This is a genomic window from Flagellimonas yonaguniensis, from assembly GCF_029193885.1.
Classification (GTDB): domain Bacteria; phylum Bacteroidota; class Bacteroidia; order Flavobacteriales; family Flavobacteriaceae; genus Flagellimonas; species Flagellimonas yonaguniensis.
In genome coordinates this window covers 191,253-217,524 of the sequence record NZ_JARFVB010000002.1, presented here as the reverse complement: position 1 = coordinate 217,524, position 26,272 = coordinate 191,253, and the positions used below count along the sequence as shown (strand labels likewise).

Below are 26,272 nucleotides of genomic sequence, written 5' to 3'. Positions count from 1 at the left end.
CTCCTATGTTGGAAAAATTGCTCAAATGGGATAGGGACACTTTTGTTTATCTCAATGGTTTGGGCATAGAGGATTATGATGTGTTTTGGTCAATCGTGACCAGTTTTGCCACTTGGATTCCCCTTTTTATTCTTTTCCTGATATTATTTTACCTTAAGTTTTCAAAGAAAGAGGCCTTGTATAAATTTTTGACCGTCCTCGGTTTGGCGATTTTCATTACCCTGATTACACATATCACAAAAATTTCGGTAGCCAGATTAAGGCCAAATAACACGGAGGAAATCAACACTCTTATCCGTATTCTAAAAACCCCAACGGACTATAGTTTTTTCTCAGGACATGCCTCCAGTTCGTTTTCCATAACCATGTTGGTGTTCCTTTTCTTAAGGCATAAAGTGAAATGGGCGATTTTGTTTTTCATCTGGCCTATCCTATTTGCCTTGAGCCGCATTTATGTAGGGGTTCACTTTCCTATTGATATTCTAGTGGGCATGGTGGTGGGATTATTGTCAGGATGGCTTTTTTATGGACTCTACCAGCGTTTTATAGCACCCTGCTCAACGTTAGCCCGTCCCTGATTGGCAGTAAAACCGTTTCTATCCGCGGGTCTTCTTTCAATTTTTGATTGTATTGCAGTAGCGCAATTGTGGCCTTGTCCGATTTTTGTATAGGCTCCACTACTTTTCCTGACCAAAGCACATTGTCCGATAGAATAACACTGCCCGGTTTGGCTTTTTGGATCACAGCTTCAAAATAGGCATCGTAGTTTACCTTTTGTGCATCAATGAAAACAAGGTCAAAAGTATGGTCCAAGCCGGGAACAATGTCCAGGGCATCCCCAATATGCTGTTTGATTTGAGAACCCAATCCGCTTTTGTCAAAATACTTGCGCTGCATTTCATGAAGTTCCTCGTTTACCTCAATAGTGTGTAGTTCCCCATCTGTTTGAAGCCCTTCCGCCAAACACAATGCTGAATAACCCGTATACGTTCCAATCTCTAAAATGTATTCGGGGTTGATGATTTTGGACAACATACTCAACACCCTACCCTGAAAATGTCCTGTGATCATTCGGGGCTGAATCACTTTTAAGTGTGTTTCTCGAGTAAGCTCCTGTAGCAACGTGGGTTCATCCTCCGAACTGTTGGCAATGTAACTCTCCAAAATGGGCGATAGGAAATGCATGATATATTTTTCGCAAAAATATAGAAAAGAACTACATTGGAACAGTTGATAAACCAAAACCATTCCATGGCATTACCAAAGGTAAACATACGAACGGCAACACTGGGCGATCTTCAAGTGCTGCTACATTTTGAACAAGAGATCATAAAGGCCGAACGACCGTTCGATGTCACTATAAAAGAAGGCCCCATCAGCTACTACGATATTGGCGAAATGATCAAAGACCTTAAATCCCATGTGGTGGTCGCAGAGGTAAACCATAAGATAGTCGCTTCGGGCTATGCCATTTCCAAAAAGGCCAGACATTATCTGGATCATGAGCTGTATGCTTACCTAGGGTTTATGTATACCGACGAGAATTATCGTGGGATGGGCATCAATGCCTTAATTGTTGATGAACTCAAGCAATGGTCACAGCAAGAAGGTTATAAAGAAATCAGACTGACTGTGTACAATGAAAACCTGCCCGCCATCAAGGCCTATGAAAAAGTGGGTTTTAAAAAGCACATCATCGAAATGCGGTTGGTATGATTTTCATTACATTACTTCCACAAATCGTATTTTTGATGCAAACCTAAAGAGAATGACCTTCGAGAATACGCTTGAATTTGCCAAAAAGCTCGATGCTTCCGATGCATTGGCTCCTTATAGAAATGAATTTCACTACCCACAGGTCAACGGAAAGGATGTGATCTACTTTACAGGGAATTCCCTTGGGCTTCAGCCCAAACGGACCCAAAAATTCGTGGATGATGTGATGAAGGATTGGCGGGAATTGGCTGTGGAAGGTCACTTTTATGCCGATAAACCTTGGTGGGACTACCACGAAAGACTTGCCGAAGGGTTGGGCAAAGTAGTCGGGGCCAAGCCCAAGGAAATTTCAGTGATGAACACGCTTACGGTCAATCTTCATTTGTTGATGGTATCGTTCTACCGACCCACCGAAAAACGTTTCAAGATCATCTGTGAGGAAAAAGCATTTCCCTCAGACCAATATATGCTGCAAAGTCAGGTCCGTTACCATGGGTTGGACCCCAAAGATGCCATTGTGGAAGTGAAAAAACGAGAAGGGGAACATGCCTGGCGCACGGAAGACATCATTCAAAAAATAAATGAGGTAGGGGATGAGCTGGCCCTTGTGCTGATGGGTGGCGTCAACTACTACAATGGTCAGGTGCTTGACATGGAGGCCATTACCAAAGCAGGAAAAGGAGTTGGTGCCTTTGTTGGTTGGGATTTGGCACATGGAGCAGGAAACATCAAACTGGACCTGCATGATTGGGGTGCTGATTTCGCCGCATGGTGCAGTTACAAATATATGAACAGCGGTCCTGGCAATGCATCCGGAATCTTTGTTCACGAAAAGCATTTGGGCAAAGATGATATTCCCCGTTTTGAAGGCTGGTGGGGCACCAAAAAGGAAACCCGTTTTTTAATGAAATCCGAGTTCGATCCTATTAAAAGTGCCGATGCATGGCAATTGAGCAATCCACCAATACTGTCCATTGCACCTTACTTGGCATCCTTGGAAATATTTGATGAAGTGGGAATGGATGCCCTGATCGAAAAACAAAAGACCATTGTGTCCTATTTGGAGTTTGTGCTTCATGAAATCGATAAGGAGGTGGACAGTACATTTGAGATCATTACCCCGGAGGCCAGAGGTTGTCAGCTTTCGGTGTTTTTGCATGGAGAGGGCAAGACCATCTTTGATTATTTAATGAAAAACGGTGTGATCACCGATTGGAGGGAGCCCAACGTCATTCGATTGGCCCCTGCGCCCCTATATTGTTCATACGAGGATATGTACCGCTTTGGGCAGATTTTAAAAGAAGGAATACAGGGCAAATAAGCAGCACTAAAATGAACCAACTAAACACGACCATTCAATGAAATCCTTATGGCTTATTCTGTCCAATCCAAGGTATTTTGGAGTGGCATGGGTCTTTACCAGTATCAATATTTGGTTTGGTACCTGGGCTATCTATATTCCCACCGTGAAGGAAAAACTGCATATAAACAAAGCCGATTTGGGGATAGCCCTATTTTGTTTGTCGTTGGGTGTTTTTACTATTTTCCCGGTAGCCTCCAAGATCATCAATAAACTTGGGGTGGGAAGGGCCTCTTGGTATGGAGTGGTGTTTGCCTCCGTAACGGCCATGTTGCCGCTTATGGCGCCCAATTATTATTTGTTGATGGCGGCCCTCTATCTTTTTGGTGCCAGTAATGGGTTTATCGATATTGCCATAAACACCTTGGTCACGGAGATTGAAAAGGAGGACAAGCAAAACTTTATGTCCGCGGCCCATGGCTTCTTTAGTTTGGGCGGTATTTTGGTGGGACTGGGGAGTTTCTTGATTCCCGTCATTGGAAACCCGGTACTGCATATGGGTATTACGGTGGTTTTGGTGTTCATCATCAATTTTTTTCTGAAGAAACATTACATCCACGTAGTGGCCGCACCAGTGGAAAAAGAACCCTTTAGTCTAAAATTGTTTAAGCCTTTATTGTTATTGGGCATTATCGGTTTTGTGTCCTTCGGGAGTGAGGGCGCCATTATCGATTGGAGTGCACTTTACCTTAAGGAAATGACCATGGCCCCGGAGTTGCTCATTGGAGCTGGATTTTTGGCATTTTCCACAACCATGACCCTGGGACGATTTCTAGGGGATGGGATCAGTGCCAAAATAGGACCCATTAAAATAGTGGGACTGGGTGCGCTTATTGCCGCAGTTGGTTTTGTTTTGGTGTTGACCCAGCACACGGTATGGTCCATTGTTGGATTTGCCTTTAACGGTCTTGGCTTTTCCGTGATCGTACCTGAATTGTTTCGAATTGGGGGCAATGTAAAGGGAGTGGATTCTTCCCAAGGAGTTGCCTTTATCGCAGGGGCAGGGTATATGGGGTTTTTGTTGGGCCCGGTAATCCTTGGGTTTATTGCCGAAAGTGCCTCACTGAACTATAGCTTTATCTTGTTGTTGTGCATGGCCCTCTTGGTTTTTGGGATTACGTTTTTCTTGCGTAGGAGGAAAAACAGTTAGGGTGCAATCGTTTTTTATGGAATACGATTTTTATTGATTGGCCATTAATTTTTCCAATTGCATTTTTGCCCCTTGACCGGGTCGTTTTGCATAACCGTTGACTAAGTCTCCTTCATCATTGTAAATCAAATAATGTGGAATTGTTTTGATTCCCAAATCTTCTATGACCATAGAAGTATTTCCGTTTTCTATAAAATAGTTTTGGCTATCTGAGATTTCGTGGTGTTCTATCGCTTTTTTCCATTTTTCTTTTTTATCGTTCACACTCAAATACACAAACTCGATATTTTCTTTTTCCAGCTCGGATTTCAGAATTTTGGACTCAGGCATTGTTTCACGGCAAGGTTTGCACCAACTGGCCCAGAAATCAACATAAAGCCACTTCCCTTTGTTGTTGTTTAAAACTTCGGAAAATGTAAGTGTATCATTTTTCAAAGTGGTCAAAACCAATTTGTCCGATTTGCTAAAATCAATTTTATATGCTTCGACCACTTGGTTCAGCTTCTCCAAATTGGAGGTGTTCTCTTGTAATTTTTTAAAATAGCGTTCTTTGTCCTTTACCCTAAAATTTCTACCTATTCCATCATATGCATCAAACAATAGATAGTTCTTTGCAGTGTGGTTGAATCTTTTGTCCTGCAGAATTGAGTCGAACCTTATTCGTGAATCAATATAAAATGCTCCGGAATTTCCATTGTTTTCTTCGATCATATCCAAATCATATTTTGAAATTTGGATTAAATAATCCCTGAAGAAGGAAAACTTCATCAAAGAATCGGTTTTGGATAAATCAAATCCATATACCTGCTCGATAATTTCCTCATTTTCCAACGACTTTTGTCGTGCTAGCCAATTTTTAATGTTTTTCAGCTTTTTATGTTTTTCCATTAACATGTTTAAGGCGTCTTTGCGATAGTGGTAGTTTATTGGAGAAATGATGTTGTTGCGTTTTAAAGAATCCAAAAGGTCAATTTCCTTCTCAAAGTCCTTGTTTGCCTGTAGATAGTATTCAATTGAATTTTTCTCATAATTTTCTCCACCAGAAATAAACAAATTACCAAATACCAAGTAGTGACTGGTATATTTGTTGTCAAATAGCTTCTTTAGTCTAAAACCATTGTAATTTAATTCGACATCATTCACATTTCGATTTGTGATTTTTGCTTTGGGAATATTGTCCTCAAAATCAAATATGATGGTGTCTCCATTTTTTACCAGAAAACTTTTCTTGATACGTGTAAAGAAATCATTAGTGGATAATTCAAGATAGTCGCTATAACACTCTATTGCCAATGTATCGTTTACCTTGGGTTTTGGAAGCCAGGTCTGTACATTGTTCATATAATCTAAGTATGTAAAACCATTGTTTTGGTAGAAAGCCTTTCTTCCCGAACTGTCTTTTACTACTTTACCAACACTGTCCTGTTTCATTAAATGCATATATGTTTTTGGTGCATTTACGCTAATCAGTACAATCTTGTTTGGTTTTGATTTCTTGGGTTCAACAATTTCATTTTTACAGGAAAATAAAACGATAAGGATGATGAATGGAAGTGTATGTTTATGGGGTTTCATTCTTTAGCTTTTTTTTTCAAATTCTTGAGGTTAGAAAAATATTTAGTTAGCACTAAAGGGGATAAAAATGATCGCAGATTAAATTTTTGATGCCATTGATTAGTGCCTTGTGAAAACTCAATCACGCTTGGTCAGTTCCACATCAATCAAAGTCAGGATGTAATCGATTATTTTGGACATTCATTTCTGCCTGGAACGTGTACTATCGTTGTTTTTCCAATTCCTTTTCAATTTTAGATAAAATTGTACTGATTTTTTTTATTCTTCCCCAAAAAAAGGTCACTATTTGCTTGTTCTTTACTATGCTGAACGAGTCTATTTTTATATTATTCAAAGGTATCAATCTCGTTGACCACACTTTGCCCCAGTAGTTTTAATTGATTGTACTGTGCAACCATGGCATCAAATTGCCATGCTGCTAAACTGATCACATTCCTATAGGTTGCAGATTGAGTGTACTCCTTAAAGACCGCCACATAATCGGATTGTGGTGTTCGATAAGTATTGAGTGAATCTTGTGGCAAGAAAGCAGATGCCAAGATCAAAGACCTATCAAATTGGGTTGAAAGGTAGGCCTCTTGGTTGATCACGTACTCATTGTAACTGTTCTCATTTTCAGCAATATCATCCAATAAATTATGGTATTTAGTCAAGAGCGAATCTAAAGTGGTGTTATTGATCTTTCCAAAATAGGAGGAATTTCTCAAAGCTTCATATCCGCTTATATTGGGTTTGAATGCATAATCTGCAAAAGCAGCCCCACATTGCATAAATAGGCTTAAATCCTCGTCTTCTGTTTTATTTAGGATTCGTACACGAGCTTGTTTGCATAGTTCGCCAATATATGTTCTACCATAGGTGATCTCTTCCAATTGTTTCAAATCTTCATTGGTGTGGGCTTTGACTTTCACCAAATACTCTTTTAAGGCTTTTTTGTCCTTATTGGCCTGGTTCCAGTTGTTTATTTGCAAAGCAATCAAAATCCCAATGACCACCAGTACAATTTCACCAATGGCGTATTTAAAGTACTGTGTGGTTTTACCTTCTGATAGTAGGGCTCGCCTTATTTTTCTAAAGAATGTTGCCATGGGTTTAAGATTGGTGATCAAGTCTATGTGGCTTAACTACGTAAAAAGAGAACGAACATTTTTTTGGAGCCATTTTGCACATAGTGTTTTTTATAGTTCCTGAACTAATTGAATGTTATTCCCGCAGGTGTCATTGAAGATCGCATATTTTACATTTCCCATTTCAGTGGGTTTTACACTGAACTCCACACCTAGCTTGGTCAACCGTTCATATTCAGAGTCTACGTTTTCAACGTCAAATTGCGTCCATGGAATGCCAGCTTCCATCAACGCATCTTGATACACCTTGGATGGTTCAAAATGGTTTGGGGCTGGTTCCAGTAATACTTCCGGTCCATCCTGCCAGTCTTTCGATACTAGGGTCAACCATCTGTTTCCACCTCCCAAAGGTTTGTCTTTCTTTTTAATGAAACCCAACTTCTCCGTATAAAACTGCATAGCCCTTTCTTGGTCTCGAACGGGAATGCTGATCAATGTTACTTTCATTTTCCATGCTTTTTATATTGCTGCTAACATGTTTATCTCGATACCAAAAAATAAAAAAATAAGATTATAGCCGATGCATCATATCATCTTTTAATATGTCTGGGGGAATTTAAATGCCTCTTTTCCAGTTTTACCAACTCTACTAGCTAATACTTTATTCCTTGCTTACCGTAAGCCCGGTAAAATATAAATTACTGCCACCATCGGGTCGGTTGTGCTGTTGGGCCAGTTGTAGGCCTTCCATGGCCACATAGTCTTCCCAAGTGGAGACCAAACTGGGCTCTTCTTGATTGGATTTTCTATAAGCCCACTCCCGGATAATATAATCGTCTTTAAAATAAAAGTCATACGCATCGCCAGGGGTGTAGCCTCCTTCGTTGGCATACACAATGGTAAGTTTTTGCATGGGCTCTTCGCTAATGGGCGCTGTGGCCTCTTCGGTATGCTCGTAGGTATAATTGTTGGAGTCCCATATCAAATTAAAGGGTGCCATCAACCAATACCTGTCATTGATGAAACCGCTATTGGTCCTTAAGGCAATGCTGTCCATGGAATTTCGGTTGTAGGTAAGGGTGTCGGGTCCAGAAATGGCAGTGACCGTATTGCTCTTGGGCTCCCAGTTCCAGCTACGCTCAAAATGCATGGAATCCCTGTCCACATTAAAGGTAAAAGTGATTTCCGTCACATCTGACCAGTTGTCGAAACCGTGCGCTTCCGCTACACGTTCAGGAATGGATTTTTCAATTTCGGATGGCTCGGCAGCTTCTTCGGTTTTTTTTGGCTCGGTTTTGCAGGCAGTAAAAAATATGAAAGTTAGCAGTGCAACGAGGTAATTGGTCTTCATGACTGGTTTTTAACCAAATATACTAGGAAAATCTCTTATTTTGCGCCCCGTTTTAAAAAGCCTGACCAAATAAATCTGTTTCCGGAGTGACTTTTTTTAAAAACTTGTTTCTAATACTTGTAAGTAACCCCGACAAAGCGTTTTTGGAAAAGGAAGACTTATACGTACAACTTTCTGATGAGGAATTAGTGAAACAGATTGTGGCGGACAACGACCCTATGCTCTTTGGGAAGTTGTATGACCGTTATGCAAAATTGGTGTACAACAAATGCTACGGATTCGCAAAATCCGAGGATGAGGCGGAGGATTTAATGCAGGATGTGTTCCTCCAACTTTTTATCAAACTTCGCACTTTTAAGGGGAAATCGAAGTTTTCTACTTGGCTGTATTCTTTTACCTATAATTTTTGTGTCAATTATGTCAACCGGAACAAACAACGAAAAATACGGGACAAGTCCGTACAGGTTGAAAACTCCGAATATAAGCTTACCGAAGAGGTGCCCGATGAGAGTCTATACGAAATGAAGGCGGATAAGCTCAAAAAGGCATTGGAACAGATATCCCCAGAAGAGAAATCCATTTTGTTGCTCAAATACCAAGATGGAGCTAGTATTAAAGAACTGGTAACTTTAATGGAACTAGGGGAGAGTGCAGTGAAAATGCGGCTCAAAAGAGCGAAAGAAAGATTATTGGAAATCTATAATACCCTGGAATAGATGGCAAAGAAACACAAAAACCCATTTAAAGAGCTGGAGGCCTCCCTGCACGAGGCACCGCCCGAAATGAAGCAAAAAGTCATGAACGATATTGCTGCGGCAAAGTTGATCATGGACATGGCTTCATTGTTCTCGATCAATTTGGGAAGTGCCTTGCGTAAACTGTTCCGAACCATGGGAGACAACTAATCAACTAACAGAACACTATAAATAAACAACAACTATGGAGACTATTAATGAATGGAAAAATGTGACCCTGGAGTCCCTATCCGGTATGGGCAAAGAGATAGCTTTGGCCTTTCCCAAAATCTTGGGTGCTATCGTTATTTTAATTTTAGGTTGGATCGTCATCAAAATTGTACTTTTTCTCCTCAAGAAAATTCTGAAGCTGGCCAAAGTGGATATGCTCAATGATAAGATCAATGGTATGGATGTAACGGGCAAGGGCGACCTTAATGTAGATGTCATAAAGATCATACTGGGTTTTGTTCGGTGGTTTTTGATCTTGGTCTTTCTGATCGTGGCCGCGGATATTTTGGATTGGAAGATTATTTCACAGGAAATCGGTAACCTTTTGCATTACCTTCCTAAATTCTTTAGTGCATTGGCACTGCTGATGCTTGGGTTCTATATCGGGAACTTTGTGAAGAAGACCATCAAACGGTTGTTCGATTCATTGGAGTTCGGTGGTTCCAATATTGTGAGCAACCTGTTTTTCTACGTGATCGTGATCTTTATGTCCATTACTGCATTGAACCAAGCAGGGGTGGACACAACCATCATTACCAATAACATTACCTTGATTTTGGGCTCTTTCCTTTTGGCATTCGCCTTGGGAGTTGGTCTGGGATCCCGCGAAATCGTTGCGGATATCCTCAGGGCATTTTACACCCGAAAAACCTATGTGGTAGGTGATAAAATTGTAATCGATGGGAATGAGGGAACCATAAAAGCCATTGAGAACAATAGCCTTACCCTTGAAACACAAGAGGGCAAGTTCGTGATACCGATCAAGGATGTGGTATCTCAAAAAGTACAGATAAAACCATAATGGAACTATTGTGAAAAACAAGTGCGGAAACTTCCTTGGAATTTGATTATTTTTGAAGTCTTACAACACGTAAAAAATGAGTTCAAAAAAAGGAAAAGTTCAGGAATTGATCCAAGAAAAACTGTTAGAAGACCGCAAAGTGTTTTTGTGGGGCCAAGTAGATGATGATTCTGCGAAGCACGTAATCGACAGGTTACTGTATTTGGATATGTTGAACAATAAAGAGATTCAATTGATCATCAATAGCCCAGGTGGGTACGTAACCTCTGGTTTTGCTATTTACGATACCATTAAACAGATAAAAAGCCCCGTATCCACGGTGTGTTCCGGCTTGGCGGCCTCTATGGGTTCCATCCTTCTATCCGTAGGGGAAAAGGGCAGAAGATTCATTCAGCCGCACGCCCGTGTAATGATCCACCAACCAAGCGGTGGAGCAAGGGGGCAGGCTTCCAATATTGAAATCCAGGCAAGGGAAATCATCAAGACCAAGGAATTGGGTGCCAAAATCCTATCAGAGAATTGTGGACAGGACTACGATAAGGTTATGAAGGATTTTGATCGTGACTACTGGATGAGTGCAGAGGAATCCGTGGAATACGGTATCGTCGATGAAATCTTGAAATAGGACAGCGATATTTCTAAAAAGTGAAAAGTCCTTCGCAAGTGTTTGTGAAGGACTTTTTATATATAGGCGCCGTAGCGGAATATTTTAGAATATATACGTCGAAAATCAGAGCTATGGATTACACTAGAAACAAAAAGAGTGGAATGGGGGTGTAAATACCACTTTGAGGGATGTGTGTGTCTCTTATGGTTGAACCAAAAAAAATTAAAATTCCGTATTTTAGCTGTTTAACTTGAATTGGCCCAGAGGGCATTTATGGCACAGACTCCAAAAAATATAGCCATCATCGGTTCCGGATTGGTGGGTTCCCTATTAGCAATATATCTTCGAAGAATTGGGCATACGGTTACCGTCTTTGATAGAAGACCGGATATTAGGACCATCAAGTTTTCGGGAAGGTCTATCAACCTTGCCATGAGCAATAGGGGCTGGCGTTCCTTGGATGAGGTGGGCATTGGTGGTAAAATCAAGGATTTGGCCATACCCTTGGATAAACGAGCCATGCATGTGAACGGTAAACCCATGTATTTTCAGAAATATGGAAAGGATGGAGAGGCTATTTGGTCCATTTCTAGGGGGGTCCTGAACAAACGAATGATCGATTTGGCAGAGGAGGAAGGTGCAGAGTTTCGATTTAATGAAAAAGTCTGGGACGTGAATTTGCCCGAGGCCAAAATCTATACAGGAGAAACGGAAAAAAGTGAGTGGAAGGAATATCAGTATGACCTAATTTTTGGCTGCGATGGTGCTTTTTCACGTGTCCGCCATAAAATGCAACGTCGCAGTAGGTTCAATTATTCCCAAAACTTTATCGATGTGGGGTATAAGGAGCTTACCATACCCGCCAACGAGGACGGAACCCATAAGTTGGACAAAAACTCGTTTCATATTTGGCCACGTGGGGAGTTTATGCTCATTGCCATGCCCAATATTGACGGTAGTTTTACCTGTACCTTGTTCTTGCCATTTGAGGGAGAGGTTTCTTTCGAGAGCATAACTTCGGTGGATGATGCCAAGGAGTTTTTCAAAAAGTATTTCCCGAACGTTCGTAAGGAAATAGAAGATTTGACCAAAGACTTTTTTAATAATCCGACCAGTGCCATGGTTACCATGAAGTGTTACCCATGGACGTATTGGAACAAAGTGGCTCTTGTGGGCGATTCGGCCCACGCTATCGTCCCATTTTATGGACAAGGAATGAACGCCGGTTTTGAGGATATCTACGTGCTAAACCAATTAATGGAGAAGCATGGGGATGATTGGGATACCATTTTCTCCGAATACCAAGAAGAACGGAAGCCAAATGCTGACGCCATTGCAGAGCTGAGTTATAGAAACTTTATGGAAATGAGCAGTAAAACGGCTGACCCAAAATTTTTGTTACAGAAAAAGATAGAAAAGCAGTTTGCTGCCAAGCATCCAGAAAAGTGGGTGCCCGTGTACAGTCGTGTCACTTTTTCGGATAGACCTTATTCAGAAGCATTGGCGATTGGTGATAGGCAGGAAGAAATTATGCGACGGGTAATGCAAATGCCTGATATTGAGAAAAAATGGAACTCCATAGAAGTGGAAGAAATGATTCTTGGATTATTGGATGATAAATAATATGTGCCATTTCGACCGAATGGGAGAAATCTTTTTTCAGGGTTTCCAGGATAACACTAATTTCCCGAATTATCTCTGAGAAAATGATTTCAAAAGGTCACTGAGCGTAGTCGAAGTAGACCTTTGCACTTTATATATAAATTAACTTACTTCTGGGAATAAGCTAGGTTGTCATGTCGAGCGTAATTGAGACATCTTAAGTAGGAAAAGATTTCTCAATCGCTTTGCCCAATTGGAAATGACAACATAAAAAAAGCCACCTTTTAAGGTGGCTTCTAATTCTTAACCTGAGCTATTGGATTAAAGCTTGGCAAAAAGTTTTTCCATTCTTTCCTGCTCTTCTTCAGCCAAAAGAGGATCCACCAAAATTCTTCCACTGTGCTCGTCGGTAATGATTTTTTTGCGGGATGCAATCTCAACCTGTACCTGTGGAGGAATTGTAAAGAACGAACCACCGGAAGCACCACGTTCTACAGGAACCACGGCCAAACCGTTTTTCACATTGAGACGGATTCTTTTGTAAGCTTTGACCAATCGCTCTTCGATTTTGTCTTCGTATTCCTCGGATTTTTTCAAAAGGGCTTTCTCCTCTTTTTCAGTTTCTGAAAGAATAGCGTCCAATTCCCCTTTCTTGTGCTTCAAGTGACCTTCACGCTCGGATAATTTCTCCTTGGTCTGTGCAATCACTTCTTTTTTCTGCTCAATCTGGGCTTTGAACTCTTTGATGTTCTTTTCGGCCAATTGAATCTCCAACTCTTGGAACTCCACTTCCTTGCTCAAGGAATTGAACTCGCGGCTGTTCCTTACATTTTTTTGTTGCTCGCTGTATTTTTTGATAAGCGTTTTGGACTCATCGATGAGATTTTTTTTGGCAGTAATCTCAAAGTTGATGGTCTCAACATCCGTTTTCAATTTGTCCATTCTGGTTTTAAGACCAAGAACTTCGTCTTCCAAGTCCTCTACTTCCAAAGGCAATTCGCCTCTAACGTTGCGGATTTCATCCACTCTGGAATCAATGAGTTGTAAATCGTACAATGCTCTCAACTTGTCTTCCACAGTGCTTTCTTTCTTATTCGCCATATATTTTATAAATACTTGATGGGATTCGTTATACTCTCCGATAAAGAGACTGCAAAATTAGGAATTTTTTTCGTAAGATAATCAACCAATAAATCTTTTGTAAATTGCTCAGTTTCAAAGTGCCCAATATCAGCGATCACCAGTTGGTTTTCGGCTTGGTAAAAATCATGGTATTTTAGGTCTGCGGTAACAAGAATATCTGCTCCCGCCTTCTTGGCAGCACCTATGGCAAAAGCTCCGCTCCCCCCTAAAACAGCTACTTTACTTACCTTCCTGCCCAGTAGTTCGGAATGCCGTACGGTGGAGGCCTTCATTCGCTCTTTGACCATGAGCAGAAACTCTTTTTCTTCCATTTCAATATCAAGGTGGCCCACCATGCCCATGCCCAAATCCTGATTGGTGTTTTCAAGAGTGAGCACTTCGTAAGCCACTTCTTCGTAGGGGTGGGCATCAAAAAGGGCTTTTAAAATGGGTTTTTCCTTCTCAAAGGAGTAGATGACGTTGATCATGGTCTCTTTTTCAAAATGAACCTCGCCCACTTTTCCGACAGCAGGATTGGCGCCGTCTTCTGCCTTGAAACTTCCTACACCTTCCAAACTGTAGCTGCAATTGCTGTATTTGCCAATTTCCCCGGCACCTGCTGCAAAGAGGGCCATTTTTATATTTTCTGCAGTGGCATTCGGGGCATAGGTGGTCAATTTTTTAATGCTTTTTGTCCTCGGAATCAGGATTTCTGGATTTTTGAGTCCCAAAACATCACAGATTTTGGCATTTACCCCAATTTTGCTGTTGTCCAATGCGGTATGCATACTGTAAATGGCAATGTTATTGGTAATGGCTTTGAGTACCACACGTTCCACATAGTTGCTTCCTGTCAACTTTTTTAAGCCTTTGAAAATGATGGGATGAAAACTCACGATGAGGTTGCACTTTTTTTCAATGGCTTCGTCCATTACGTTTTCCAGTGTGTCGAGGGTGACCAGGACACCTTTTACCTTCATATTGGGGTCGCCCACCAACAGGCCTACGTTGTCAAAGCTCTCTGCGTGTTCCAAAGGTGCCAATTCTTCCAGCGTTTTTGCTATCTTGTTAACGGTCATTTTAAAAATGTTAAGTGGGCTAAAGATAAAATATTATATTTTCGTTCAATGCTTCAATTGCTTCGGAAAATAGCGTTCCCCATTTCGTTGATCTATGCCTTGGTGGTCTATGTTCGAAACTTCTTGTTCGATATAGGTGTTTTTTCATCCAAATCGTACCAAACACCGACCATTTGTGTGGGAAACTTGAGTGTTGGTGGTACGGGCAAGACACCGATGACGGAATATTTGTTGCGAATATTATCTGATCGAGATGTGGCGGTGCTGAGCAGGGGATATAAGCGTAAATCCAAAGGGTTCTATTTGGCCAATGCCAAAAGCACTGTTTTGGAATTAGGGGATGAACCTTATCAAATCCATCAAAAGTTTCCAGAAGTAGCCGTTGCTGTTGATGCCGATAGGCGAAAAGGCATAGAGAAATTGGAAAGTTTGATCAAACCGGATGTCATTGTTTTGGATGATGCCTTTCAACATAGAAAAGTAAAGCCGAGTTTTTCAATTTTGCTTACCACTTATCGTAATTTATATGTGGATGATTGGTATTTGCCCACGGGTAGCCTTCGGGATGCCAAGAAAGAGGCAAAACGTGCCGATTTGATCATTGTGACCAAATGTCCCAAGGAGTTGCTGGAGGATGAAAAGCATGCGATTACTGCAAAACTAAAGCCAAGAAAGCATCAAAAGGTGTTGTTTGCTTCATTGCGGTATCATGATTGTGTGACTGATGGAGGAGAGGAGAAAATACAATTATCCCAATTAAAGAACAAACAAGTGGCTTTGGTAACAGGAATTGCTTCGCCTGAACCTTTGGTTGAGCATTTAAAAACCGTAGGAGTGGACTTTGAGCATTTTGAGTTTGGGGATCACCATCACTTTACCCATAAGGAAATTGAACAGTTCCAAGGATATGAAATGGTGCTGACGACTGAAAAGGATTTTGTTAGATTGAAGGGGAGGGCGGAAAATCTGTATTTTTTGGAAATTGCGCATAGCTTCTCCAGTGATGATGAGGTGGTTTTGAAAAATGCTGTTGAAGGATCGCTTTAGACGGAACCTTCCATTTTGCTCCTAAAAATGTTTTCCCCGATTTTTTGGTAGAACACTTCTGGTTTAAATGGCTTGGTGACCACATCGTTGCATCCTGCTTCGTAGAAACTGTCCAGACTATCGTCCAATGAAATGGCCGTAAGTGCGATAATGGGGATGTTCTGGTCGAATTTGCGTATTTGTCGAGTGGCTTCCTCGCCGCTTATACCTGGCATGTGGATGTCCATTAAAATGGCATCGTAGGTGTTGTTTTTGGCCAAATCAATGGCTTCGTTCCCATTGTTGGCTATATCGCAGGTAATCTCTTTTTTGGTAAGCATTTTTTTGGTGATCACCTGATTGATTTTGTTGTCTTCCACAATCAAAATGTGCAGCCCTTTAAATTGGAATTCTTCTGGATTGAGTTCAAAGGCGATATCTTCCCCCTCTTTGCTTTCATAATCCATATCCATTTCAAAGTAGAAGGAGCTTCCGTGGTCCAGTTCGCTTTCCAAGTGGATGGAACTTCCAAATAGGCCCACTAGGCTTTTTACAATGGTCAGTCCAAGTCCTGTTCCCCCATACTCCCTATTGATCTGAATAGATCCCTGCTCAAAGCTGTCAAAAATGTTTTTCTGTTGTTCCTCGGAAATTCCAATTCCGTTATCCCTTACTTCAAAATAGAGCTTTACCTGATCTTCATCTTTTTTCAGCATCTTGGCTATGACCTCTACTTTACCGTTTTTAGTGAATTTAAGGGCATTGCCAACAAGGTTCATGAATATTTGGGATAGCTTGATGGGGTCTCCCAATAATTTTTTCGGAATGGTCGGGTCATAATCCAAGACCAATTGCGTCTTTTTCTCGTTTGCATTTTGCTGGAGCGATTCCACCACGTCTTCCAGTACCTTGTGCAATTTGAATTCTATACTGAGCGGCTCCAGTTTTTCGGCATCGATTTTGTTGATTTGAAGAATATCATTGATGAAATTAAGCAGGTATTCCCCTGAAAATTTCAATGATTTCAAATGCTCCTTCTGGTGTTCTGACGGATTTTCCTCCAACAAAAGGTGTGTGAGCCCCGTGACGGCATACAATGGTGTTCGCAGTTCGTGGGTTACCGTGGACAGGAAATTGGTTTTTGCTTCCATGGCCGAAACCGCAGCATCCCTTGCCAGCTCCAATTCCTTGTTTTTGGTATAGAGAAGATCGTTGGTTTTAAGTTTGATTTGGTTGTTCCTGAACAAGGATACCGCCAATAGCGAGATAATGGTCAAAAAGGCCGATGTTAAAATGGCCGTGATCTCTGAGCGGTTTTTGGATTCGCTCAACTCCTCATTCTTGGCTTGGAGCTTGTTCATTTCGTTCATTTGGTGCTCATTGCGTACCCTTGCGCCTATATCCACATCCAATTTGGCCTTTTCTGTATTGAACACGGAATCCTTGATTTGAGCCAACTGTTTGGCATAGCCCAATGATTCCTTATAATTTCCGTTGGCTTCATAAATAGTGGCCAATTGTTCATAGGAGTTTTTGATCTCTTTGGCAAAACCATGTTTTTGTGCCAGCTCCAAAGAAGCTTTGGAGTGTATGATGCCCTCCTCCAAATCGTCCAATGTCACACTTATTTTGGCCAATTGCAGATTGGCCTTGGTTGCTAGGAAAGCTCGTTCCTTGTCATCTGCGTTCACAATAAGTGCGTGCAGGTTTTTTACCGCATCATCGTATTTCTCGATATTGGTGTAAATGTTGGCCTCCAACAATAGTATATTGTTGGTAAGGTTTCTATTATTGCTAAGTTTCCTGGATTCTTCCAGCTGTTTCAATGCTTGGAAGTTGTTGCCTTCGTCATACCTGAGTGCGGCATCCAAATACAAATGGAATGCTTCCCCGTATGGGTAGGAGGTGTCTTTTAGTAGAATACTGGCCCTGTCCCAGTAAAATGTTGCTGATTTGCGATCACCTTCCTCTAGAAACAATCTTGCATATTGATGATACGTATCCAATAAAAGTTTGGAGTCTTCATTGGTTTCGGCAATATTGGCGGCTTCTTTCAGGGTTTCCAAAGCCTTGTCCACTTTGTTTTCGTGGCGATATTGCATGAATTCATCAAAAACGGCCTTGACCTTGGAGGTTGAATTCCCTTCGTTTTGAGCAAAAGCGAGTTGTGTGCATATGGCCATGCACAAGAGTAGCAGCAAATTTTTGCCTATCCTTTTGTTTGTCGGTTTTAAGGTCAAACGTAATTTTTCTTTATCAGCAAAGCTATTAAATCAATGATTCTGGAGCAATATCCAGTTTCGTTATCGTACCATCCAATGATTTTCACCATTTTACCGATCACGGAGGTCATCAATGAATCAAACGTACAAGAGTAAGAACTATTGTTTATATCGATAGAAACAATGGGGTCTTCGGTGTAGCTTAATATGCCTTTTAGATTACTGTCCGCTTGCTTCTTAAAGGTAGCATTTATTTCTTCAATGGAGGTTTCTTGGGTAACATTGAAGGTAATATCCGTAAGTGAACCATTGGGTACGGGCACTCGGATACCACATCCTCCTATCACATCGGACAATTCGGGGAAAATACTTGTGAGTGCCTTTGCCGCTCCTGTTGTGGTGGGAATTATGGATTGACCTGCTGCCCGGGACCTTCTTAGGTCGCGGTGGGGGCTATCGTGCAAACTTTGGTCGGAGGTGTAGGAGTGCACCGTGGTAATGTAGGCTTGCTCTATCCCACAGAGATCATTGACTGTTTTGATCATTGGGGCGGCATTGTTGGTAGTGCAGGATGCATTGGAAATGATTTGGTCCCCACGTTCGATAATTTCCTCATTGACACCCAAAACCACCATTTTGATGGAATCGTCCAGTGGAGGAACGGAGAGAATCACTTTTTTTGCTCCATTTTTCACATGGTATTGCAAATCTTCCCTTGTCTTGAATTTTCCGGTGGATTCGACTACAATATCAACATCATGCGATTTCCAGTCAATTTCTTTGGGATAGGTGTGGTTGAGAACGGGTATTTCCCTGTCATCGACCAGAATCAGATTGTCCTTGTGGGATATATTATTGTTCAATACCCCATGAATGCTGTCATATTTGAGCAGATGGGCCAAAGTTTCTGCATTGGCCAAATCGTTTATGGCCACGATCTTGATGTTCGGATGATTCAGCAAAAGTCTGAAAAGGGTTCTACCGATACGGCCAAAGCCATTGATACCAACAGTGATGTTTTTCATAATCTGGGGGAGAGGTGGATGGTTGTGGTGTTAGTGTATATGCTTGTGCGCTTTGTACGATGAGCGGACCAAAGCTCCACTTTCCACGTGCCTAAAGCCCATTTTCAACCCTATTTCCTCATATTTTTTGAACTGTTCCGGCAAAATAAACTGTTTCACGGGAAGGTGTTTTTTGGAAGGTTGCAGATACTGCCCAATGGTGACCACATCCACATCTGCCTTTCTGAGGTCTTCCATGGTGGCTATGACCTCGTTTTCTTCTTCCCCCAAACCTAGCATGATTCCTGATTTGGTCCTTTTTGCCCCATTTTTCTTTAAATAGTCCAGTACTTCAAGACTTCTTTCATATTTTGCCTGAATCCTGACTTCGCGAGTGAGTCGTTTCACGGTTTCCATATTATGGGAAATCACTTCAGGAGCCACGTTTATGATTCTATCCAAATGGGTGGGGATTCCCTGAAAATCGGGAATCAAGGTCTCCATGGTGGTCTCAGGGTTCATCCGTCTAACGGCTTTTACCGTCTCCGCCCAAATTATGGAGCCCATGTCCTTGAGATCGTCACGGTCTACGGATGTGAGCACGGCATGCTTAATGTTCATGATTTTTATGGAACGAGCCACTTTTTCGGGCTCTGCCCAGTCCACGGTTTCCGGACGACCTGTTTTTACGCCGCAAAACCCACAGGAACGGGTGCAGATGTTTCCTAAAATCATGAATGTTGCGGTACCTTCTCCCCAGCATTCGCCCATATTCGGGCAACTACCAGAGGTGCAAATGGTATTTAGGTCGTATTTATCCACAAGCCCCCTTAACTGTGTGTATTTTTTGCCCGTTGGGAGCTTTACCCTTAGCCATTTTGGCTTTCCTTTGGGTGGAATTACGTTTTCTGCTACGCTTGTGCTCATACAACAAATTTATGATTTACAAAGATACGAAACTGGTAAGGAAAGTTTGTGCCTTGGAGCGGGTCACTTTTTTTTGATGATTTCGGCCAAAAGTTTTTTCGCCCGAAGCAGTTTTACCTTCACATTGTTCACAGGTTCATTGAGTTCTTTGGCAATGTCGGCATAACTCATTTCCTGAAAATAGCGCAGGTTGATGACCTTTTGGTAATGGGGCTTCAATTTTTTGATGTCTTGAAGAAGGTGGGCAAGGTTCTGCTCAGTGATCAATCGATCTTCTACCGTGGGGGTTTCATCCAGAACCCTTTTCACTTCGTCACTGCGTGATTCCATTTCGTTCATGAGGCTTCTCTTGCGTTTTCGGAGAAGGTCTACATGGAGGTTTTTGGAAATAGTGATGAGCCAAGTCTTGAACTCGTAGTTTTCGTCGTAGGTGTCGATTTTATCAAACGCCTTTGAAAAGGTTCGTATGGTGATATCCTCTGCGTCATTCTCATTTTTTGTGCGAAGTACCTGAAAACCGTAAACATCGTTCCAAAAAGTGTCCAAGAGTGTACTGAAGGCAATTTGGTTTCCTGCTTTTGCCTTTTGTATAATCTCCTTGATGGAATCTTCGGTTTTTTCCAAAAAATGAGTCTTACCTAAAAATTAAGGGTTATTGGGTATTTGTAACTGTGTCTTTTTTGCAATCTTGTTCTTCAGGGAGTTTACCGCAAAAACCGCAAGCTTCCCCATTTTTGTTCAAAAACGGACTTTGACTTGCACAGGTTCCGGCGAACTCACCGTTCTTTTTTCCCCAGATTTTAATGGCGATTCCTGCAAATGCAAGTGCCAACAATCCAATGGTGACTAATGCTAACTTCATATTCCAACTTTTGTACAAAGGTACAAAATACCTTGCTAAAGGATGGGGTGTTTAAGGTTTCTTTAAAGTAAACCTTAATATTTGATGTTGGCAACGATATTGTCCACCGAAGGTGTATTGTTTCCACCTTCAGGTTCTATGGTAATGTAACCCACGGCGTTGTCGGCATAAGGCAATGCGAGAAGCTTGTCCTTTTCGTCAAAGTTTTTGATTATGCCCAAGTTGACCAATTCCCCATTTACTTCGGCCCACATCTGGAAACACTTGTTCTCGGGAAGTTCGGGAACATTGCTCACATTGATATATGAAAGTTTTTTCACAGGGTTGATATAGGCAATGGCCTTGAGTTCCTTGGCTTCACGTTCGCCTTTTACCTGGTGTTTTTTTGTAGCAGGGTTGTTGAGAACGATAAACTGGTTTCTCATGTCGGCCAACTGGTCTTTCATGTTATCCTCCAAATATTTGATTTGGTTGGTTACCATGGTGTTTTCCTGTTGTAACGTCTGGTTCTGATTCCAGAAGAAAAGGGAGGAGCCGGCAAAAATCATTATGGCAATACTTGCTGCAACGGCGTATCTCATGAATCTTTTGCTAACCATGGTTTCCTTTTTGGCACTGGCAAGTATGATCTCTTTAAGGCCTTCAGGGGTTTTTCTGGCGTACAAATTGGCGAAGGTCTCCAGATTTTTCTGGAGCGTATCGTATGTTTCCCTTACCTCGGGGTACATGGCAATGTACCTTTCGGCTTTTTGTGACTCTTCTTTGGTGGTATCTCCCAAAAGATACTTTTCCAAGATGTCCGATTCTAAAAATATTTTAACTTTCTCCTTCATGATAATAGATTTAATAACAGGAGCAAAGACATGGAGGTGCCGTAAATCTTTCCAAGTTCCCTAAGTCCGATTTTCAATCTGGACTTTATGGTTCCCAAGGGAATATCCAATTCATCGCTTGCCTCCTGCTGTGTCATTCCCTCAAAAAACAGGGCTTCAAGAACAATCCTATACTTATCCTCAATCTTGTCCAAGTTTTCCTGGATGTCCAGATGTTCGGGGTTTATGCTCTTTACTCCTACATTATATACGTCCGAAACGTCGATTTGGATCTCTTTGTCCGATTTATTGTTAACACTTCTTAACTTGTCTATGGCGGTGTTGCGTACTATTCGGAACAACCAAGTAAAAAGCTTGGCTTTTGAAGCATCATAAGTGTCCGCTTTTTTCCAAATTTTGATGAAACTTTCCTGAAGCACATCTTGGGCCAAATCTTCATCTTTTACCACCTTGTGAGCAACTCCAAAGAGCGTATCACCATAATTTTCATAAAGTAGAGAAATAGCCTTGTCGTCTTTTTCTGCAAGGAGTGAAACAATATGTCTCTCGATCAATGTGCTCATTTATGATGCTTTTGGTAAAATTTTTTAGGGGGCCAAAATCTAAAATAGGATTTATCTCGTATATAAGACAAAGCTAAGACAGAAAAAGCATTTTGTGTTAGTTGATTTTGAAAAGAAACAAGGGGTGTGATAACCCTGACAATATATTATAAATTTGGTTAGTTTGGTTTGGTATAACCCTCGTTATTGGTTTCAATGCGAGGGTTATTTTATTATGTTCACCTCTGGTTGAATCTTTATTTTGAAGGTTTTTTGTACCTCTTCCTGAATTTTTTGGGCCAATTCCAAAATTTCCTTACCCGATGCATTCCCGTGATTTACCAAAACCAAGGCCTGTTTCTCGTGTACACCGGCATCTCCGAAACGCTTTCCTTTAAAACCACATTGCTCTATGAGCCAACCAGCTGGGATTTTATAGTGATTCTCATCCATCTCATAAGAAGGGGCATTGGGATTTTTTTTGATGAACTTGTCAAAGGCCTTTTTGGAAATGATCGGGTTTTTGAAAAAACTGCCACTGTTTCCAATTTCCTTGGGGTCGGGCAATTTACTTTTTCGAATGGCGATTACAGCATCTGAAATATCCTGAATGGTCGGATGAACGATTCCTCTGTTCTTCAGTTCATTTTCAATGGAACCGTAGCCTGTATGGAGCACATGATTTTTTTTGGTCAGCTTTAAGACCACTGATGTAATAATGTATTTCCCTTTGGCCTTGTTTTTGAAAATGGAATCCCTATAGCCAAACTCGCAGGCTTCGTTGTCAAAACCTTCCAGTTCCCCTGTTTTCACATCCATGGCGGCGCAGCTCACAAAAACATCTTTGAGTTCCACACCGTAGGCGCCAATGTTTTGGATGGGGGCCGTACCCACATTACCGGGAATCAAAGAAAGATTTTCCAGACCACCATAACCATGTTTCAAACTCCACATGACCAGTTCGTGCCAATTCTCGCCGGCCATTACCTTGACTTCAACGTTATCCTCATCTTCCTCGACAACGGTAATGCCTTTCAGTTGGATGTGCATTACCAGCGCATCAATATCTTGGGTAAGTAGCATATTGCTTCCTCCGCTGATGATGAACTTTTTGGGATATGCCTTGAGTTCCAGTGCTTTTTGGAGTTGGACCAATCCGGTAATCTCAACAAAAAACCTTGCCTTTACATCAATACCAAAGGTATTGTGGCTTTTTAAGGATATGTTTTCCTGAATGTTCACTGGGCGTTGTACTTGGTTAAGGCCTTGCCCAAAATTTGGACGGCCTTTACAAGTTGCTCTTTTTCGAGCACATAGGCAATTCTTATTTGATTTTTTCCCAATCCAGGCGTAGCGTAAAAACCTGCTGCTGGGGCTACCATTACGGTTTTTTCATCAACTTCAAAACTTTCCAGTAACCATTGTGCAAAGTGGTCCGCATCTTCAACGGGAAGTTCGACGACACAGTAAAAGGCACCTTGCGGGGTGGCTACTTTTACGCCTTCCAACTTGTTCAGCTCTGTTATAAGGAGATTCCTTCGGGCAACATATTCCTCGATTACATTGTCAAAATACTCCTGAGGTGTTTCCAAAGCAGCTTCGCTTGCAATCTGGGCAAAGGTCGGAGGGGACAATCGGGCCTGGGCAAATTTCATGGCAGTATTGATCACTTGTTTGTTCTTGGAGATCAAACAACCGATTCGAGCGCCGCACATGCTGTATCTTTTGGAAACGGAGTCAACTACAATGGCATGTTCTTCGAGTCCATCAACCTGAAGAATGGAGTAGTGTTCCCTTCCATCATAGGTAAATTCCCTATACACTTCGTCGGCAACAAGAAAAAGATCGTGTTTTTTGACCAAATCCGCCAATTGATGAATCTCTTCTTTGCTGTACAGGTATCCCGTGGGATTTCCAGGGTTGCAAATTAGAATAGCCTTGGTTTTTGGGGTAATGAGTTCCTCGAACTTGGAAATGGGAGGGAGCGCAAAATTATTGTCAATGGAGGATGCTATGGGTTTTACGTTTACTCCCGCTGCAGTGGCAAAACCATTGTAGTTGGCGTAAAATGGCTCTGGAATTATGATCTCATCCCCATTGTCCATTATGGTTCCCATGGTAAAAGACAGTGCTTCCGATCCCCCTGTGGTCACGATAATATCTTCCGCATCAACCAAAATGTCCTGTTTGGCGTAGTAAGCGGCAATTTTTTGACGATACATCTCTGAGCCCTGGGTCATGCTGTACTCAAGTACTTCGATATTGTGGTTGCGAACAGCATCCAAAGCCACTTTAGGTGTCTTTATATCGGGCTGTCCAATATTAAGGTGTATTACCTGGGTTCCCCGTTTTTTGGCATCCTCTGCGTAGGGCACCAATTTACGGATGGGCGATGCGGGCATTAGTGTCCCTTTCTTGGAGATACTTGGCATGTACTAAAGTTTTGGCAAAAATGAGAAAACCAATTATTGAAAACAACAACTTTATTGAATAATTATGCGGTTGTCGAAATGTTAAAATACTATCTGGTATACAGCTTAATTTGTATATTTAATAAGTATGACTAGCTGAAATTTGGTATGTTGAGGAAAAATGTCATCTTTTTTGCACTTCTTTTAATTGTGCCGCTTATGGTTATGGCACAAGGGTACAAACTGCCAAAAGGTGAAAAACACCAGAAGATTAGGTTTGAGTTGATCAACAACCTTATTATTATTCCGGTGGAGATCAATGGTACGGAATTGACTTTTATTTTGGATTCCGGGGTCAGTAAGCCTATCCTTTTCAATTTGTCCAAGTCGGATTCCATTTCCATCAACAATGTAACCGAAGTGACGGTGCAAGGTCTAGGGGGCGGAGAGCCTATGAAGGCATTGAGTTCCAAAGGAAACATATTTGAACTCGGGGACGCCAAGAATTTTTCCCAAGACCTTTATGTGGTCTTGGACAGGGATATAAACTTTTCCACCTCTTTGGGTATTCCCGTTCATGGAATCATGGGATATGATTTGTTTAGGGATTTTATTGTTGAAGTGAATTATGCTTCAAAAAGAATAATACTGCACAACCCAGAACGATATACATACAGGGATAGACGAAAAACACAGACCATTCCCTTAATGGTCGAAGGGCGGAAGGCGTATATGCAAGCCACCGTCTTAATGAAGGATACTGCAAATGTCCCGGTCAAATTATTGGTTGATACCGGGAGTAGTGATGCCTTGTGGTTGTTTCATCAGCCCACCAAAGGACTTGAGGTACCGGAAAAAAATTACGAAGATCTTTTGGGGCATGGCCTCAGTGGGGATATTTTTGGAAAACGCAGCAAGATCAATGGGATTCGGATAGGGGATTTTGAATTGAATGAAGCTAAAGTGGCTTTTCCCTACCGTGAATCTTTTAAGGGCCTGGACAGCCTGAGTGATCGTAACGGAAGTGTTGGGGGAGAGTTGTTGAAACGCTTTAATATGGTTTTCGATTATTCTCGGGGCTTGATCACTTTAAAAAAGAACGGGAACTTTAAAGAGCCCTTTCAATACAATTTGGCAGGGATAGATTTACAGCACAATGGACTTAGGTACATTGCAGAAAGTATTGCCAATGGGAATGGTGTGGTTAAAAGCGATGAACAGGATGCCTTTGGGAATGTCCAAATCCTATTGGAAAACAAAACAAGGCTGAGTCTTGTGCCCGAAATTGTGGTATCTGGTATCCGTGCAGGAAGCCCTGCGGCAGAAGCGGGTCTCCGTGAGGGGGATGTGATTCTCGCAGTAAACGGAAAACGAGTGCACCGATACAAACTCCAAGAAATCCTTAAAATGTTGAACGAACGGGAAGGAAAACGGATAAAGGTACTGATTGAACGATACAACAGGGACCTACTGTTTACCTTTGTCCTGAAAAAGATGTTTGACGATGACTAAAAAGTAAAAGCCCCAAAACCAACTGGTTTTAGGGCTTTAAAATATAATTTTCTTTTTACTTACTTCGCTCCTGGATTCTTAACGGTACCTTTGATTTTAAGGACTTTCGTCGGAGTATCCGCATTGGAGGTCACAGTGATGGCCTTTCTGATCGGGCCAACTCTGTTGGTGTCATATTTTACTTCGATTTTACCTGTTTTTCCAGGCATAATCGGTTCTTCCGGTTTTTTGGGGATAGTACACCCACAGCTCGATCTTACATTGCTGATGACCAAAGGGGCATTACCAGTGTTGGTAAACTCAAAAACACGAATACCATCACTTCCTCTTTCGATTTCTCCGTAATCAATGGTCTCGCTCTTAAATTCGATTTTAGCAGTTTCCTGAGCGTATACCCCTAAGGATAAAAGCCCTACAAACAGCATGAGTACAGTTTTTTTCATCATTTTTGGTTTTTGGGTAAATTTCAAATGTAGATGTTTTGATACCTGCATCCAAAATTCTTTTGTTATAGAATAACGTTACTTATTTTTGTTT

The 26,272-nt window shown here is 41.5% G+C and carries 28 protein-coding genes; 11 read left to right on the top strand and 17 right to left on the bottom strand.

Translation table 11 applies throughout. The features are described from left to right. Positions 1-5: 5 nt before the first annotated feature. Complete coding sequence (locus PY092_RS05375; protein ID WP_275614821.1) at positions 6-578, top strand: phosphatase PAP2 family protein; 573 nt, start codon at positions 6-8, stop codon at positions 576-578. Here the strand turns inward: PY092_RS05375 and PY092_RS05370 are convergent. Beyond that, positions 544-1,185 carry an O-methyltransferase gene (locus tag PY092_RS05370; protein WP_275614820.1) on the bottom strand — a complete coding sequence of 214 codons (642 nt, stop codon included), beginning with the start codon at positions 1,183-1,185 and terminating at the stop codon, positions 544-546. The genes PY092_RS05375 and PY092_RS05370 overlap by 35 nt on opposite strands. A gap of 66 nt (positions 1,186-1,251) precedes the next feature. On the opposite strand from PY092_RS05370, the gene PY092_RS05365 reads away from it, so the two are divergent. The 3 genes from PY092_RS05365 to PY092_RS05355 are packed head-to-tail and all read left to right on the top strand — an operon-like array spanning position 1,252 to position 4,226. Next, the gene (locus tag PY092_RS05365) at positions 1,252-1,716 is read left to right on the top strand and encodes a GNAT family N-acetyltransferase (protein ID WP_275614819.1); all 465 of its coding nucleotides are present in this window, start codon (positions 1,252-1,254) and stop codon (positions 1,714-1,716) included. Between the two features lie 52 nt (positions 1,717-1,768). Then, complete coding sequence (gene kynU / locus PY092_RS05360; protein WP_275614818.1) at positions 1,769-3,037, top strand: kynureninase; 1,269 nt, start codon at positions 1,769-1,771, stop codon at positions 3,035-3,037. Positions 3,038-3,074: 37 nt separating this feature from the next. Further along, positions 3,075-4,226: an MFS transporter gene (locus PY092_RS05355; RefSeq protein WP_275614817.1), complete on the top strand. Its 1,152-nt coding sequence runs from the start codon at positions 3,075-3,077 to the stop codon at positions 4,224-4,226. A 30-nt stretch (positions 4,227-4,256) separates the two neighbouring features. On the opposite strand, the gene PY092_RS05350 is transcribed toward PY092_RS05355, so the two are convergent. The 4 genes from PY092_RS05350 to PY092_RS05335 form a co-directional block, all read right to left on the bottom strand. Beyond that, positions 4,257-5,801, bottom strand: a complete 1,545-nt coding sequence (locus PY092_RS05350; protein WP_275614816.1) for a TlpA family protein disulfide reductase — start codon at positions 5,799-5,801, stop codon at positions 4,257-4,259. Positions 5,802-6,127: 326 nt separating this feature from the next. Further along, the gene (locus tag PY092_RS05345) at positions 6,128-6,889 is read right to left on the bottom strand and encodes a DUF6090 family protein (RefSeq protein WP_275614815.1); all 762 of its coding nucleotides are present in this window, start codon (positions 6,887-6,889) and stop codon (positions 6,128-6,130) included. A 90-nt stretch (positions 6,890-6,979) separates the two neighbouring features. Beyond that, positions 6,980-7,375: a VOC family protein gene (locus PY092_RS05340; protein ID WP_275614814.1), complete on the bottom strand. Its 396-nt coding sequence runs from the start codon at positions 7,373-7,375 to the stop codon at positions 6,980-6,982. A gap of 154 nt (positions 7,376-7,529) precedes the next feature. Next, positions 7,530-8,219, bottom strand: a complete 690-nt coding sequence (locus PY092_RS05335; protein WP_275614813.1) for a hypothetical protein — start codon at positions 8,217-8,219, stop codon at positions 7,530-7,532. A gap of 113 nt (positions 8,220-8,332) precedes the next feature. On the opposite strand from PY092_RS05335, the gene PY092_RS05330 reads away from it, so the two are divergent. The 5 genes from PY092_RS05330 (at position 8,333) to PY092_RS05310 (ending at position 12,216) form a co-directional block, all read left to right on the top strand. After that, on the top strand, positions 8,333-8,935 hold the full coding sequence (locus PY092_RS05330) for an RNA polymerase sigma factor (RefSeq protein ID WP_275615003.1): 603 nt from the start codon (positions 8,333-8,335) through the stop codon (positions 8,933-8,935). Beyond that, positions 8,936-9,124, top strand: a complete 189-nt coding sequence (locus PY092_RS05325) for a hypothetical protein (RefSeq protein ID WP_108247190.1) — start codon at positions 8,936-8,938, stop codon at positions 9,122-9,124. A gap of 34 nt (positions 9,125-9,158) precedes the next feature. Further along, a complete protein-coding gene (locus PY092_RS05320; protein ID WP_275614812.1) occupies positions 9,159-9,986 on the top strand; it encodes a mechanosensitive ion channel family protein in 828 nt (275 codons plus the stop codon). Between the two features lie 76 nt (positions 9,987-10,062). Then, on the top strand, positions 10,063-10,611 hold the full coding sequence (locus PY092_RS05315; protein WP_127138456.1) for a ClpP family protease: 549 nt from the start codon (positions 10,063-10,065) through the stop codon (positions 10,609-10,611). Positions 10,612-10,848: 237 nt separating this feature from the next. Further along, positions 10,849-12,216, top strand: a complete 1,368-nt coding sequence (locus PY092_RS05310) for an FAD-dependent oxidoreductase (protein WP_335341888.1) — start codon at positions 10,849-10,851, stop codon at positions 12,214-12,216. A gap of 300 nt (positions 12,217-12,516) precedes the next feature. Here PY092_RS05310 and PY092_RS05305 read toward each other — a convergent pair whose 3' ends face one another. Both PY092_RS05305 and PY092_RS05300 read right to left on the bottom strand, forming a co-directional pair. Next, positions 12,517-13,296: a zinc ribbon domain-containing protein gene (locus tag PY092_RS05305; protein WP_275614810.1), complete on the bottom strand. Its 780-nt coding sequence runs from the start codon at positions 13,294-13,296 to the stop codon at positions 12,517-12,519. Positions 13,297-13,301: 5 nt separating this feature from the next. Continuing rightward, positions 13,302-14,396, bottom strand: a complete 1,095-nt coding sequence (locus PY092_RS05300; RefSeq protein ID WP_275614809.1) for a Nif3-like dinuclear metal center hexameric protein — start codon at positions 14,394-14,396, stop codon at positions 13,302-13,304. A gap of 48 nt (positions 14,397-14,444) precedes the next feature. On the opposite strand from PY092_RS05300, the gene lpxK reads away from it, so the two are divergent. Then, positions 14,445-15,443 carry a tetraacyldisaccharide 4'-kinase gene (gene lpxK, locus PY092_RS05295; protein WP_275614808.1) on the top strand — a complete coding sequence of 333 codons (999 nt, stop codon included), beginning with the start codon at positions 14,445-14,447 and terminating at the stop codon, positions 15,441-15,443. On the opposite strand, the gene PY092_RS05290 is transcribed toward lpxK, so the two are convergent. The 9 genes from PY092_RS05290 to PY092_RS05250 form a co-directional block, all read right to left on the bottom strand. Continuing rightward, a complete protein-coding gene (locus tag PY092_RS05290) occupies positions 15,440-17,605 on the bottom strand; it encodes a tetratricopeptide repeat-containing hybrid sensor histidine kinase/response regulator (RefSeq protein ID WP_275614807.1) in 2,166 nt (721 codons plus the stop codon). The genes lpxK and PY092_RS05290 overlap by 4 nt on opposite strands. Positions 17,606-17,658: 53 nt before the next feature. After that, positions 17,659-18,669 (bottom strand): type I glyceraldehyde-3-phosphate dehydrogenase, encoded by a 1,011-nt coding sequence (gap, locus tag PY092_RS05285; RefSeq protein ID WP_275614806.1) that lies wholly within the window; start codon positions 18,667-18,669, stop codon positions 17,659-17,661. 30 nt (positions 18,670-18,699) lie between these two features. Then, positions 18,700-19,575, bottom strand: coding sequence for a lipoyl synthase (gene lipA / locus PY092_RS05280; protein WP_275614805.1), 876 nt, complete (start codon positions 19,573-19,575; stop codon positions 18,700-18,702). A 63-nt stretch (positions 19,576-19,638) separates the two neighbouring features. Then, complete coding sequence (locus tag PY092_RS05275; protein ID WP_275614804.1) at positions 19,639-20,199, bottom strand: RNA polymerase sigma factor; 561 nt, start codon at positions 20,197-20,199, stop codon at positions 19,639-19,641. A 28-nt stretch (positions 20,200-20,227) separates the two neighbouring features. Then, entirely contained in the window at positions 20,228-20,437 is a 210-nt protein-coding gene (locus PY092_RS05270) for a membrane or secreted protein (protein ID WP_100817452.1), read from the bottom strand. Between the two features lie 74 nt (positions 20,438-20,511). Beyond that, a complete protein-coding gene (locus PY092_RS05265; protein ID WP_275614803.1) occupies positions 20,512-21,270 on the bottom strand; it encodes an anti-sigma factor in 759 nt (252 codons plus the stop codon). Beyond that, positions 21,267-21,833: an RNA polymerase sigma factor gene (locus tag PY092_RS05260; RefSeq protein ID WP_275614802.1), complete on the bottom strand. Its 567-nt coding sequence runs from the start codon at positions 21,831-21,833 to the stop codon at positions 21,267-21,269. The genes PY092_RS05265 and PY092_RS05260 overlap by 4 nt, the downstream gene beginning before the upstream one ends. A 204-nt stretch (positions 21,834-22,037) precedes the next feature. Beyond that, complete coding sequence (gene murB / locus PY092_RS05255; RefSeq protein ID WP_275614801.1) at positions 22,038-23,054, bottom strand: UDP-N-acetylmuramate dehydrogenase; 1,017 nt, start codon at positions 23,052-23,054, stop codon at positions 22,038-22,040. Then, positions 23,051-24,244: a pyridoxal phosphate-dependent aminotransferase gene (locus PY092_RS05250; protein WP_275614800.1), complete on the bottom strand. Its 1,194-nt coding sequence runs from the start codon at positions 24,242-24,244 to the stop codon at positions 23,051-23,053. The genes murB and PY092_RS05250 overlap by 4 nt, the downstream gene beginning before the upstream one ends. 147 nt (positions 24,245-24,391) lie before the next feature. Here PY092_RS05250 and PY092_RS05245 point away from each other — a divergent pair, with 147 nt between their 5' ends. Continuing rightward, complete coding sequence (locus tag PY092_RS05245; protein WP_275614799.1) at positions 24,392-25,735, top strand: aspartyl protease family protein; 1,344 nt, start codon at positions 24,392-24,394, stop codon at positions 25,733-25,735. Positions 25,736-25,794: 59 nt separating this feature from the next. Here PY092_RS05245 and PY092_RS05240 read toward each other — a convergent pair whose 3' ends face one another. Next, a complete protein-coding gene (locus PY092_RS05240) occupies positions 25,795-26,181 on the bottom strand; it encodes a DUF1573 domain-containing protein (RefSeq protein WP_417958147.1) in 387 nt (128 codons plus the stop codon). Positions 26,182-26,272 lie beyond the last annotated feature (91 nt).

Bases quoted from the DNA above. Each gene is read 5' to 3' on its own strand.
- PY092_RS05375 (WP_275614821.1), top strand. From the start codon at position 6: ATGTTGGAAAAATTGCTCAAATGGGATAGGGACACTTTTGTTTATCTC.
- PY092_RS05370 (WP_275614820.1), bottom strand. From the start codon at position 1,185: ATGCATTTCCTATCGCCCATTTTGGAGAGTTACATTGCCAACAGTTCG.
- PY092_RS05365 (WP_275614819.1), top strand. From the start codon at position 1,252: ATGGCATTACCAAAGGTAAACATACGAACGGCAACACTGGGCGATCTT.
- kynU (WP_275614818.1), top strand. From the start codon at position 1,769: ATGACCTTCGAGAATACGCTTGAATTTGCCAAAAAGCTCGATGCTTCC.
- PY092_RS05355 (WP_275614817.1), top strand. From the start codon at position 3,075: ATGAAATCCTTATGGCTTATTCTGTCCAATCCAAGGTATTTTGGAGTG.
- PY092_RS05350 (WP_275614816.1), bottom strand. From the start codon at position 5,801: ATGAAACCCCATAAACATACACTTCCATTCATCATCCTTATCGTTTTA.
- PY092_RS05345 (WP_275614815.1), bottom strand. From the start codon at position 6,889: ATGGCAACATTCTTTAGAAAAATAAGGCGAGCCCTACTATCAGAAGGT.
- PY092_RS05340 (WP_275614814.1), bottom strand. From the start codon at position 7,375: ATGAAAGTAACATTGATCAGCATTCCCGTTCGAGACCAAGAAAGGGCT.
- PY092_RS05335 (WP_275614813.1), bottom strand. From the start codon at position 8,219: ATGAAGACCAATTACCTCGTTGCACTGCTAACTTTCATATTTTTTACT.
- PY092_RS05325 (WP_108247190.1), top strand. From the start codon at position 8,936: ATGGCAAAGAAACACAAAAACCCATTTAAAGAGCTGGAGGCCTCCCTG.
- PY092_RS05320 (WP_275614812.1), top strand. From the start codon at position 9,159: ATGGAGACTATTAATGAATGGAAAAATGTGACCCTGGAGTCCCTATCC.
- PY092_RS05315 (WP_127138456.1), top strand. From the start codon at position 10,063: ATGAGTTCAAAAAAAGGAAAAGTTCAGGAATTGATCCAAGAAAAACTG.
- PY092_RS05305 (WP_275614810.1), bottom strand. From the start codon at position 13,296: ATGGCGAATAAGAAAGAAAGCACTGTGGAAGACAAGTTGAGAGCATTG.
- PY092_RS05300 (WP_275614809.1), bottom strand. From the start codon at position 14,396: ATGACCGTTAACAAGATAGCAAAAACGCTGGAAGAATTGGCACCTTTG.
- lpxK (WP_275614808.1), top strand. From the start codon at position 14,445: ATGCTTCAATTGCTTCGGAAAATAGCGTTCCCCATTTCGTTGATCTAT.
- PY092_RS05290 (WP_275614807.1), bottom strand. From the start codon at position 17,605: ATGGCCATATGCACACAACTCGCTTTTGCTCAAAACGAAGGGAATTCA.
- gap (WP_275614806.1), bottom strand. From the start codon at position 18,669: ATGAAAAACATCACTGTTGGTATCAATGGCTTTGGCCGTATCGGTAGA.
- lipA (WP_275614805.1), bottom strand. From the start codon at position 19,575: ATGAGCACAAGCGTAGCAGAAAACGTAATTCCACCCAAAGGAAAGCCA.
- PY092_RS05270 (WP_100817452.1), bottom strand. From the start codon at position 20,437: ATGAAGTTAGCATTAGTCACCATTGGATTGTTGGCACTTGCATTTGCA.
- PY092_RS05265 (WP_275614803.1), bottom strand. From the start codon at position 21,270: ATGAAGGAGAAAGTTAAAATATTTTTAGAATCGGACATCTTGGAAAAG.
- PY092_RS05260 (WP_275614802.1), bottom strand. From the start codon at position 21,833: ATGAGCACATTGATCGAGAGACATATTGTTTCACTCCTTGCAGAAAAA.
- PY092_RS05250 (WP_275614800.1), bottom strand. From the start codon at position 24,244: ATGCCAAGTATCTCCAAGAAAGGGACACTAATGCCCGCATCGCCCATC.
- PY092_RS05245 (WP_275614799.1), top strand. From the start codon at position 24,392: ATGTTGAGGAAAAATGTCATCTTTTTTGCACTTCTTTTAATTGTGCCG.
- PY092_RS05240 (WP_417958147.1), bottom strand. From the start codon at position 26,181: ATGATGAAAAAAACTGTACTCATGCTGTTTGTAGGGCTTTTATCCTTA.